An 11,561-nucleotide genomic window follows, 5' to 3' on the forward strand; every position below is an offset into this window, starting at 1 on the left:
CGCGCTGTGGCTTGGAAACGCCGACCATCCAGGAAGACAAATACGGAATCTTTGCGGTGGGCGATCGTTACCTCAGAGAATGAGCACCTTCGCAAGGAATCCGCTTCATCGCTGCAGCTCTATTTTTCTTTTTCAGACGATTGAGCGGCGCCTCGTGTCCAACCGGTCTTGTAGCGATCGAACCAGGCGAGGATCGCCGAGGCTTTTGCTGCGGATTGCGAGGGGCGGGCGGCGATGCCACCATGGCTGGCTCCGGGGACTTTGACCAGTGCCGTCGGAACGCCACGCAGGCTTAGCGCAGTGTAATACTGTTCGGATTCGCTGACGGGGGTGCGATAGTCCTCGCTTCCGACGACCACCAATGTGGGTGTCTCGACATCGCCAACGAGCGACAGCGGCGACAGGCGCCAGTAGGTTTGCGGATCTTCCCACGGCTGTGCGCCGATCCAGTATTTGCCAAAGAAGGAAGGGCCATCGGCAGTAAGCGCCTGGGTGGTCCAGTTGATGACCGGCTTTTGCGTTGCCGCTGCCTTGAATCGCCGCGTTTTGCCGACGATCCAGCTTGTCAGAACGCCCCCACCCGAACCGCCGGTGACGAACAGTTGGTCGGGATCGGCGATCCCGAGCGAGATTGCGCGATCGACGATAGACATGAGGTCGAAATAATCGTTGCCCGGATAGGCCTTGTCGATCTGATTGGCGAAATCTTCGCCATAACTGGTAGAGCCCCGCGGATTGGCGGACAGCACAGCGTAGCCTGCTGCCGCGTAGAGCTGATTGTCGGTCGAGAAATGCGGGCCGTAGGCCGCGAACGGACCGCCATGTATTTCGAGGATGAGTGGGACGCGCTGGCCTTCGACGTAATTCGGCGGCAAGGTCAACCAGCCTTCGATCTCGAGCCCGTCATGGCTTGATTGTGTCGCTATACGTCGAACTTCACCGAGAGATTTGACTGCTCTCAACGACCGGTTGAGATCCGTCAGAATGCGCGCTTCGCCGCGGGTACGAGCAAGCTGAACTTCGGCGGGGCGAATTGCGGTGCCCCCTGTGAAAGCGATCATATCATCGTCGGAAACCGAGAAGCTGCCGCCAGTATAGGGGCGGTCGAGGCCGCCGCCGGAAAGACCATCGACTACATCGCGCACCGAACCATCCAAGGCGATGCGAGCGACCCTCGTCTCACCGGAAATATCGTATTGCGCATAGATCCCGCGTCCATCGGCATCCCAGACGATACCCGCCGGGCTGAAATTCCAATCGGCTGTGAGGTTGCGGACATTCGATCCGTCGCGGTTCATGACATAGAGGTCGTTGTCCTCGTAGGCTCGCAATGCATCATCGAATCCGAGATAGGCAATCAGCTGCCCGTCAGGCGATACGACAGGATTGCCGTCCGGACCATCGCGATCGGTCAGCTGGCGAATTCCGCCGGACGCCACATCGAGCGCATAGACCTCACCTTCGACTGAATCGATTTCCCAATCGGCACGGCGGTTGGCACCGAAATATATCTTGGAGCCATCTGGCGACCAGCTAAGTGGGCCGCCATCATGGAAGCGGCCGAAGGTAAGCTGGCGCGGCGCGCCTCCCGTGCTCGGCACAACGAAGATCTTGTCGAAACCAGGTTCGAGATAGCCTTGGCCGTCAGCCCGGTAAGTCAGCAGATCGCGAATTTCGAGTGGCTCGGCCCAGTCTGCACCTTCCGGTTTGTCTGATGGCGCAGAGCCCAGCTTTGGGCCGTCATCCTTGACCAGCATCGTATAAGCAATCGACCGACCATCGGGCGACCAGGCCATACTCGAAGGGCTGGTAGGTAGTCCCGTCAACCGAACGGCATTGCCGCCCTCGATCCAGTGCACCCAAAGTTGCGGCCCGCCGCCTTCCGTGGACACATAGGCGATTCGGTCGCCGCTGGGCGACCACCGAGGGTTGAAAGCATCGCCATTGCGTCCGGCGAGCGGAGTTTCGCGACCGGTGCGCGTGTCGATCAACCAGATCGATCCAATCGCGCGATCGGACATGATGTCGTTCGACTGGCGCACATACGCAATGTAGCGCCCGTCGGGGCTGATTTGCGGATCGCTGGCGATGGCAAGATCGAACAGGTCGGCGCCGGTGAAGCGGCGCTCGGGCCCGCTGCGGGTGCTCCCCGTGGCAGCACGGGACATAGGAGTGGCCTGCTGGGACTGTGCATCGGGAGCAGCCGTTTGCTCAGGTTCGGGTTGCTGTGCGACGGCCATCTGCATCGGGAATGCGAGCAATGCCATGCTCATCACCAACTTGCCTGTGGCCATGCAGTATTCCTTTCCTTTGTTCGCCGATCTCGGGCGCTGGGTGTTTTGGAGCTTAGGCGAGTTTTCTTATCTGGTGCAATGATCAGCGTGCCCAACTCAGCATCGTGATGCGGAGCCGTTTCGCTCGTCCGGTATGAGAGCTCGTCGGAACATTCGGTGAGCCAGAGGTTAGAATTGGAGCCTTGTCCAAAACCAAGGCCATTCATCTGGGCGAAAATGCTTCGCCTCACTGTTTGAAGCAGTAGCTCACAAATGAGGTGGAAATTGATACGCTCAGTCTATGGTGCTTTAGCGGCTCTTACTTTGACATCCACAGGTTGCGGTGCGGCCCAGGATGCTAACAAAACGTCATCGCATGACACGGGTGAGACGGCGCCCGCAACGATGGGCCTGGACGCTTCCACCATGGAGCAGGTCCTCAACCGAGCCGAGAACCTTCCCAACATCCGCTCGCTCATCGTGATGCGGGGCGGTGAGGAACTTGTTGCGCGTCGGTTCCATGGCGGAGCCGCGCTAGACGATACTATTAACATCAAGTCTGCCTCGAAGTCGGTCATTGCGGCACTGGTAGGGATTGCGATCTACCGGGGCATTTTTGATGGCGTCGATCAGCCAATCCTAACCGAATTGTCGAGCCATGCCCCGCGAGAGGCCGATCCACGTCTCAGCCGTCTGACCATAGGCAATCTGCTTTCAATGCAGGCCGGATTGGAACGCACGTCGGGAGATAATTATGGCCGTTGGGTGTCGAGTCCGAACTGGGTTCGATATGCGCTCTCGCGGCCCTTCGTTGAAGAACCAGGCGGTGCGATGCTCTATTCGACCGGCAGCACCCATCTTCTGTCCGCCATGCTGACGGAGGCATCGGGTCGATCGACCTGGGCGCTGGCGCAGGCATGGCTGGCCGATCCGTTGAGTGTCGCCATCCCGCAGTGGGAACGCGATCCACAGGGAATTTACCTTGGCGGCAATCAAATGGCCATGAGCCCGCGCGGCATGGCGAAGTTCGGAGAACTCTACCGGCTCGGTGGGGCGATCGATGGGAAGCGCCTGCTGCCAGAGGAATGGGTCGAACTGAGTTGGAAGCCCCAGACGACTTCCCCCTGGAGCGGAGAGCAATATGGTTACGGATGGTTCATATCCGACGTCGGCGGACATGAGTTGTATTATGCGTGGGGATATGGAGGCCAAATGATCTATGTCGTGCCTGACCTCGAATTGACGGTGGTCATGACGTCCACAACGGATGTCGAGCGCGGAGGGCAACATATTGCCGCTCTGAGAAGCCTGCTTGCGGAGGGCATCGTCCCGGCCGCGAAAACCGGCGGAAGCTTTTAGTCCGTTACTATGTGCAGATGGCTTTAAAGCCCGCAGCCATGAAATCGGCCATACGTTGCTTCACCGCTTCGAAATCTTCGGATTGGCAAAGGCCATCGGACAATTTGTCGATGCGCCCCGTTCGCGCGAGCGTGAGTAGCAAGGCGCCGGACACGAAATGATAGCCCCAGAAAATATCGACCTTGTTGGCATCGGGCAGGGCGCGATTGATGATATCGACCAGCTTCAGGACAACCGGGTCGAAATTCTTGTCCATGAGTTTCGCGCCCCATTCGGGCGTATTGGCCACTTGCGATGCGAGCGCCCCATAATTGCGCCAGCCTTCGCCTCCTGTGCCATACAGGTTGAGGTCGGTGTCGAGAAAGGTGTGTAGCGCCCCTTCTACGGTAAGGTTGTCTTCGTTTGCCTTCTCGTATTCTTCCAGCGCTTTCATCCGCAATTCACGCGTCACTTCGGCGCGGCGCTCGAAAACGGCTTCGAAAAGGGTATCCTTGTCGTCAAAATAGTAATTCACCAGCGTATGGTGAACGCCTGCACGTTGGGCGACATCCTTCAGCGTCACCCCGTAAAGTCCATGTTTCGAGAAGAGATATTCGGCTTCGTCCAGGATCTGTTCGGTCGTCTCGGCACGCCGTTCCGCTTTGCTCAGCGGCTTTTTTCCGGGCTTCCTGGCTGCTGGCACGCTGTTACTCTTCCGCATGGACGCCGCATCTGCGGCCGCAAGGGTGATGGAACGCTCATGCATTGCAATATTCGTTGCGTAAGCGCAACTTGTCGATCTTCCCGGTTGGCGCCAAAGGCATCTGCGGCAATCGCACGACGTGATCGGGGATCCACCAACTAGCCACCCGACCGTCCAGCGCTGCCAGGAGTTCAGCGTCGGTAGGGGAATACCCATCGCGCAGTTCGACCAGCAACAGCGGACGCTCTCCCCACTTAGGGTCGCTGCGTCCGATGACCGCAGATTGCGATACGCAGGGAAGGGCGGAGATGACCGTTTCGATCTCGGTGGGATTGATCCATTCGCCACCTGACTTGATCAGGTCCTTAGAGCGCCCGGTGATGAGCACGGTGCCGTCCCGCTCGATCCTTGCGAGATCCCCGGTGTTGAACCAGCCGTCTGCGGTGGCCTGCCGTTCCTGCCCAAAATAACGATCGACCACCGCGGCGCCCCGGACCCAGAGGTGCCCTTCGACCTCCCGCTGCACGTCCAAAGGGTTGCCTTCGCTATCGGTAAGCCGCAAGTCGACACCGACGGCCGGGCGGCCGGAGGTGCGCGGATCGCGCGCCTCTGCACCTGGGGGCGTCGCCGTCCCTAGCGGCGATAATTCGGTCATGCCCCAAGTCGTCTGGACCTCGATCCCGCGCTGCTCGATCCGGTCCATCAACGCCTGCGACATGGGCGCGCCGCCGACCATGATGCGTTTAAGGCTCGGCAACTCAATTCCATTAGCATCGAGATGGTCCATCAGCCCGAGCCAGACCGTGGGCACGCCAACAGCGAATGTGACGCTTTCGTTCGCGATGAATCGCGCCAAGCTGGCACCATCTGCGTAGCGTCCTGGCAAAACCAGCTTTGCGCCAACGGCTGGGCAGGCAAAGGGCAACCCCCAGGCATTGGCGTGGAACATCGGCACGACCGGCATGACCACTTCGCGCGCGGTGATCGAGGTTACATCGGCTTGGAGCAGCTTCAGTGTATGGAGGTAATTGCCGCGGTGGGTGTAGGTGACGCCCTTCGGTGCGCCCGTCGTGCCGGAGGTGAAGCAGAGGCCGCTGGGCAAAGTTTCGTCGAAGCCGCCCCAGGCGATCTCTTGGGAGGGTTGTCCTAAAAGGTCATCCAGGCTGTCGTTGCCATCCTTCACTGGGCCCAGCGCAATGAGGCGGCAGGCGCCGTTGGTTGAAGAACCAATCACCTCGCGCGCAAGATCGAGCAGATCGGAGCTGGCCAACAGGATGGACGCTTCCGATTGCCCGATCATCCAACCGAGCTGTTCTGCGGTCAGGCGTGGGTTAAGCGTGTGGCAGACCGCGCCCATGCCCATGATGCCGTACCACGCTTCGACATGTTCCTGTGTGTTCCACGCGAGCGTGGCCACTCGGTCGCCAGTCTTAATGTTAAGCGTGTCCAGCGCGGCCGAGACGAGGCGAGCGCGGCAATGCAGTTCCGCGTAATTGATCCGTCCGACTGTTCCGTCATCCCGGGCGCTCACCACTTCGGCGTCGGGATGCCATTTTGCAGCGTGGTCCAGAAACCGGTCCAGCGTTAGCGGGAAATCCTGCATCGCCCCATCGATCATCGGCACTGGTCCACGGGGGGCGGAAGCACAGGTGAAGCGAGACCCGCATTCCAGTTCCATTGCTGATCGCCTGCGGCGCGGCGGCGGCAGACGACATGCTCGACCAGATCATAGCGATAGCTCATGACGTCCTCGATGACGTGTGGCCTCTCGTCGAACACCATCCAGTTTTCGCTTTGTCCGAACGCCGGCCATTCTGGATTGCCATCGGCCGACGGCTCGCCCGAGCGGGCAAACGATGCCCAGTACTCGACCATTGCATCGGACAGTGCCCGTTCCTTGCGATCGCGTGGAATGCGTGGCCAATTGGCGGCGGTCCTTCCGATTGTTCCGAACATGTAGGGCAGCTCGGCACCGTGAAATGCGTGAAGGCCTGCCTTGTCGGCGGCAGGATATCCATGATCGAAGAGATAGACGAAAGCCGGGGAACCAACCGCTTCCTGCTTTTCTGCAATACGCTGGGTAGTCCACCCATAGAGCGCATCACGCGTCGTCTCGAGCATGCTCTGCTCGATCCTGTCGGAGGGGTAGATCCGCAGAAAGATATCGGCCACATCGCCATAGGCATTGCGGATTTTGGCTTCGTATTCTTCTTTACCGGATGGGGCGGGGGGCAGCAGCATCCGCAGCGAGCGAATTTCCCCGCTATTAAAGCCGGCGAGGACTGGCACGCGAGCTTGCGCTCCCTGGTCGAACACATCGGTGATTTGCGCAGGGACGATTTTGCCGTCCACCGTGAAATAGGTCTGGAAGCCTGCGGCGGTCGACTTTCTCGTGATCTCGCCAGCGCTCATCTCGCGCAGTCGGGCGAGATTGCCTGCGCCAATCGCTTCGGCGATGCGCACTCCCTCGCTTTCGGCGGGAGGGTGGCCATTGAGCACTTGTCGAAGGCCCGGCTCGGAAACCATATATGCGCTCTGCATGACGGCACGGTGAAAGAGGCCCGTGGCAAGCGGAGATGCGAGGAGGTGCATGACGCTAAGGCCGCCCGCCGATTCCCCCGCTACAGTCACATTGCCGGGATCACCGCCGAATGCCGCGATGTTGCGTTCGACCCAGCGCAGCGCCTCTATCTGGTCGAGGAGGCCGTAATTACCGGACGCATTGTCCGGCGATTCCGCAGACAGTTCGGGATGGGCCATGAAGCCGAGTGCACCAAGCCTGTAGTTGATCGAGACAACCACGACCCCACGCTTTGCCAGTTCCGTCCCGTCATAGAGCGAGAAACGGCCTGCACCCGTCAAGAGCGATCCGCCATGAATCCAAACGAAGACCGGCGCATGATCCGCATTCTCGGGCTGCCAGACATTGAGCGAGAGGCAGTCCTCGCTCATCGGTGGGAGGTCCTCGTAATAAATGTTTGCAGGTACGTTCGGGAATTCGGGCTGGTTGCAGATTGGGCCGAACTCGCTCGCATCGACCGGTGCGGTCGCACGTGCTTTCGGTACGGGCGGGCGCCAGCGACGCTCGCCGGTTGGCGCTTCTGCATAGCTTATCCCGCGAAAGACATTCGCCGAGCCTTCGGTGACACCCTCGAATGTCCCGGCGGGTGCGGTGACGGACGGCCTCTCGGCAGACGATGCGGCTGCAGAAAGGCCGAGGGCCGTCATGCCAAATGCGATGTGGCGAAGCGCCCGATAATGCGACCGGATCATGGTCAGATCCCGTAACTGAAGCGGATGCCAAACGTCCGCGGACGCAGGGTGCCGAAACGGCTGATCAGGAAGGCTTCTGGATGGATGTAGGTAATGGAATGATCGTCGAAGACGTTCTCGACATAAAGCTGCGCGCCGAGCTTGCCCTTGGTTACCCCAAAGCTAGCGTTGACGTTGGTATAGGCGTCGGTCTGCCCAAAGGTCGCGAGGCGCACGTTCGGGTTGCCCGGCTGGTTGGGGAAACTGCTGTTATATTCGCCGATATACTGAGCGTTCGTGGCTAGGGTCGCCTCCATATCGTCGGCAAGATTGAAGGTGTAACTGACGAAAGCGGCCCCCTGAATACGTGGGGCGGAAAGCCGGTGACCAATTTCTGCGCCCGAGATCGCCGCTTCGGCGGCTGTCAGTTCTGTGATCTTTGCATCATTATAGGCACCATTGGCGCCGAGGAACCAACCAGTTGCCGGAACTACGCCAAGCTCGAATTCGATACCCTTGCTGGTCGCAGCACCGATGTTGGTGGCAAACTGAACTGAATCGCTGACCCGGTTGGCCTGAACCTGAATGTTGCTCCAATCGATGTAATAGGCTGCCAGATTTGCAGTTACTCGTCCGTCAAGCCAGACTGCCTTGGCGCCGATCTCATAGCTTTTTAGATCGTCCGAAGTGGCGCCGAACGGAACGATGATGTCGTTTTCGCCGCCAGGAGCCACGCTGGGCCGACCTGCGGCGGCATTGACGATCGGTGCGCGAAAGCCAGTGGCGAATGTGGCGTAGGTGGTAATATTCTGCGTGGGTTTGAACGAAGCAGCAAGCTTGTAGGATGGCTTGGATCCTTTCGCTTTGACACCTTCCACCGCTTCATAGGGCGTAAACGTATCGAAGTTCAGCGGAATGCCAAACAGGGCGGCGGTATAATAATTCGTCTGAGCGCCGGGAATGAAAGGCGTGGTGCCTGTAGCGAGGAAGCCCCCCGCTTCGGTAAAGCCCTGAGCACTGATCTCTCCGTACCGGAGGCCTCCTGTCAGCCAGAAGCGGTCGGAGAAGCGATAGGTAAGCTCGCCAAACGCCGCGATTTCTTCGCTTATGGAGTAGGTATACTGTTCCTGGAAATACTTGTCAGGAAGACCGGTAAGTCCACGTGCCTCGAGAAAAGCGGGGTTGGAACGATAGAGAAAGTCAACGTCCCGGCGACGGTTGAGGTAGAAGCCGCCTACGACGAATTCGAACGCACCACCCAGCGAGGAGGCGAGCCTGGTTTCCTGTACGAAAACGTTATCGAACGCATCGGCGTCGAGACCGAAGGCGATCGGGGCGCCAGGAAAGGATCCGGGGGCGAAGGTTCCAGCCAGATCGACATAGAAACGCTGCTTGAAGTCCGAATAGGTTGAGGAACTGGTGAGTGTCGCCCAGTCGAAATCGTATTCCAGTGTCGCATTGGCGATAAGCTGCTTGCCAGTGAAGCGATCAGGTTCATCGGAAATGCGCTTCTCCTCGCCAAGCGAGGGACTGGTTAGCGAGCTGTCTTTCGGGTCACTGTTCTCGTAGCTGCCGAGCAGCTTGATCGACAGACGGTCTGTCGGCTGGAACAGCAGGACGAGCCGACCGCCGTAGTCGATCAGCGTGTTGGAATTGTTCACTCCGGTGCCGAGGTTGTCGAGATAACCTTCCTCGTCACGGTAGAAGCCGACCGCGCGAACGGCGACCTTGTCGCCAATCGGGACGTTGACCATCGCATTGTAACGCTGGCGGAAGGAATCATCGTTTGTCAGGCCGAAATCCACCAAGGCGGCCGTGTCGAAATAGCCGAGTTCGGGGCTCTTGGTGATGATCCGCATGGCGCCCGACAACGAGCCCGATCCGAACAAGGTACCCTGCGGCCCTCGTAGAAATTCTACCCGCTCGACATCGAACAGATTTGGATCGACGACTGTGGTGTTGCCGATCGTCGAGACGGGCAGTTCGTCGATATAGACCGACACAGTACTAGATAGGTTGGCATTGTAGCCGTTGGTCGCGATGCCGCGGGCCGTGAAATTGTTGAAATTCTGGGTCGGGCGGTTGAGGATTACGCCCGGCGTTTCGCGACCGATGCCTTCGAAACCGACGATCCCTTTCTTGGTCAGTTCTTCCTGCCCGAAGGCGGTGATGGAGAGGGGAACATCCTGGATGCTTTCCTCGCGGCGGGTTGCGGTGACGATGATCGTGTTGCTGGAGCGCGCGGCCTCGGCGCTGGGCGAAACATCCTCGATGACCTCTTCGCCGGCGACGTCAGGTCCGGTGGGCGGTTGCGCGATGTCGTTCGCATCCTGCGCGTATGTCGGTATGGCATGTGCTGTGAAGGCGAGCGCCGAAGCTGTGGCAAAGTAACGTGCCGTCATCTGTTTTCTCCCAATCCCTACGACGAGTCGCGCCCGCCGCTTGCCATACAACTCGTTCACACGAACGATAATGTCAACATTCACTATCGCGCGCGTTAATAAAAGAGGGCGAGGGTGTATCGAGGTTTCCACATTGACCAACGGGCTGACAGATCCTACTCACTCACTCACTCACTCACTAACTAGTGAATGAAATCGCGCAGCACGACGCGAAGGGGAGAGTCGGGATGAACAACGGTAAACGGGCGGATTCCATCAAGCCTTGGTGCAACTCGTGATCGCGGCTGCCGCGGCGCCGGAGCGAGCCGTCCGCAAGCCGGACCGCAAAGCTTGGACGATGCTTTCCCTGCTGAGCTTCGTCTATGTGCTCAATTTTCTCGACCGCCAATTACTCGCAATTCTGGCGCTTCCGATCCAGGAATCGCTTGATATCACCGACGGTCAGCTCGGCCTGATCGGTGGGCTCTATTTCGCGATGTTCTATACTTTCATCGCGATACCGGTCGGTTGGCTTGCCGACCGCACCAACCGGGTGACCATTCTGGCGGTGGCCTGCGGTATCTGGAGCGCAGCCACTGTCGCCTGCGGGCTCGCGCGTACTTACCCCGAACTGGTGGTGGCCCGCATGGCAGTCGGTTTCGGCGAGGCGGGCGGGGTGCCGCCATCCTACGCTCTTATCACAGATACTTTCTCGCCCGGTTACAGGGCAACCGCGCTTGGCATCTTCAACCTGGGTCCGCCCATTGGAGCGGCAGTTGGTATCGCTTTTGGTGCTTCGATCGCAGCCGCGTTCGATTGGCGTGACGCCTTCATTGTTGTCGGCATCGTTGGAATCGTGACCGCAATCCTGCTCAAACTGGTCATGCGCGACCCCGAACGTGGGGCGACCGACATCACGCTGGACGAAACCGCTTCCATGCCGGCCCCATTCGTGGGCACGGTGAAGGATTTTTTCCGTAACCCGCTGCTCGTGCGCGCCTCGCTCGGGAGTGGAGCGACGCAGTTCGTGACCTACGGCCTCGGCAATTTTGCGGTGCTCTTCCTCATGCGTGAAAAGGGTATGACATTGGAGGAGGTTGCGCTCTGGTATGCCCTGGTGGTCGGCCTGGGTATGGGATCGGGAATGCTGGTTTCGGGACGCCTGCTCGACCGGTTTACACGGGGTACGCGGACGGCGTTCGCTCTCGCTCCTGCGGTGTCGCTGACGCTCGCTCTGCCATTCTATCTAGGCTTCGTATGGGCACCAACTTGGGAGTTAGCGCTCATTCTGCTGACGCCCGTGATGTTCTTGAACTACTTCTACCTCTCAGCTTCAATAGCACTGGTACAGGACGAGGTGCGCCCAAACCAGCGCGTGCTCGCAGGCGCTTTGCTACTGCTTGTGATGAATTTCATCGGGCTGGGTCTGGGACCGACCTATGTCGGCATCGCCAGCGACTATTTCGCCGCGCAAGGCATGACCAATTCGCTCCAAGTCGCGCTCTATACACTCACGCCCTTCTTCGTCATCGCCATCCTAATCTTTCTGTCGCTGGCTAGGCGATTGGGGAACGAAGTACGCAGCCTGGGTTGATGACCAGCCATCGATCAGCA

At 59.3% G+C, this 11,561-nt stretch carries 7 protein-coding genes; 2 read left to right on the forward strand and 5 right to left on the reverse strand.

Annotated elements, in window-relative coordinates; genetic code table 11:
- Positions 1–119 precede the first annotated feature (119 nt).
- Complete coding sequence (locus ACIGGE_RS11795) at positions 120–2,168, reverse strand: S9 family peptidase (RefSeq protein WP_397490762.1); 2,049 nt, start codon at positions 2,166–2,168, stop codon at positions 120–122.
- A 510-nt stretch (positions 2,169–2,678) separates the two neighbouring features.
- Here ACIGGE_RS11795 and ACIGGE_RS11800 point away from each other — a divergent pair.
- Positions 2,679–3,632: a serine hydrolase domain-containing protein gene (locus ACIGGE_RS11800; protein WP_397490472.1), complete on the forward strand. Its 954-nt coding sequence runs from the start codon at positions 2,679–2,681 to the stop codon at positions 3,630–3,632.
- 7 nt (positions 3,633–3,639) lie between these two features.
- Here ACIGGE_RS11800 and ACIGGE_RS11805 read toward each other — a convergent pair whose 3' ends face one another.
- From ACIGGE_RS11805 to ACIGGE_RS11820, 4 genes are read right to left on the reverse strand one after another with little or no spacing between them, the layout of a single operon-like run.
- Positions 3,640–4,314 (reverse strand): TetR/AcrR family transcriptional regulator, encoded by a 675-nt coding sequence (locus ACIGGE_RS11805; RefSeq protein ID WP_397490473.1) that lies wholly within the window; start codon positions 4,312–4,314, stop codon positions 3,640–3,642.
- Positions 4,315–4,369: 55 nt separating this feature from the next.
- Positions 4,370–5,932, reverse strand: coding sequence for an AMP-binding protein (locus ACIGGE_RS11810; RefSeq protein WP_397490474.1), 1,563 nt, complete (start codon positions 5,930–5,932; stop codon positions 4,370–4,372).
- A complete protein-coding gene (locus ACIGGE_RS11815) occupies positions 5,929–7,587 on the reverse strand; it encodes a carboxylesterase/lipase family protein (protein WP_397490475.1) in 1,659 nt (552 codons plus the stop codon). Before ACIGGE_RS11815 ends, ACIGGE_RS11810 begins: the two co-directional genes overlap by 4 nt.
- A 2-nt stretch (positions 7,588–7,589) precedes the next feature.
- Positions 7,590–9,968, reverse strand: coding sequence for a TonB-dependent receptor (locus ACIGGE_RS11820; protein ID WP_397490476.1), 2,379 nt, complete (start codon positions 9,966–9,968; stop codon positions 7,590–7,592).
- A 274-nt stretch (positions 9,969–10,242) separates the two neighbouring features.
- On the opposite strand from ACIGGE_RS11820, the gene ACIGGE_RS11825 reads away from it, so the two are divergent.
- The gene (locus ACIGGE_RS11825) at positions 10,243–11,541 is read left to right on the forward strand and encodes a spinster family MFS transporter (RefSeq protein WP_397490477.1); all 1,299 of its coding nucleotides are present in this window, start codon (positions 10,243–10,245) and stop codon (positions 11,539–11,541) included.
- Positions 11,542–11,561: the final 20 nt, after the last annotated feature.

This window comes from Qipengyuania sp. NPDC077410 (assembly GCF_044543405.1).
Classification (GTDB): Bacteria; Pseudomonadota; Alphaproteobacteria; order Sphingomonadales; family Sphingomonadaceae; genus Qipengyuania; species Qipengyuania pacifica.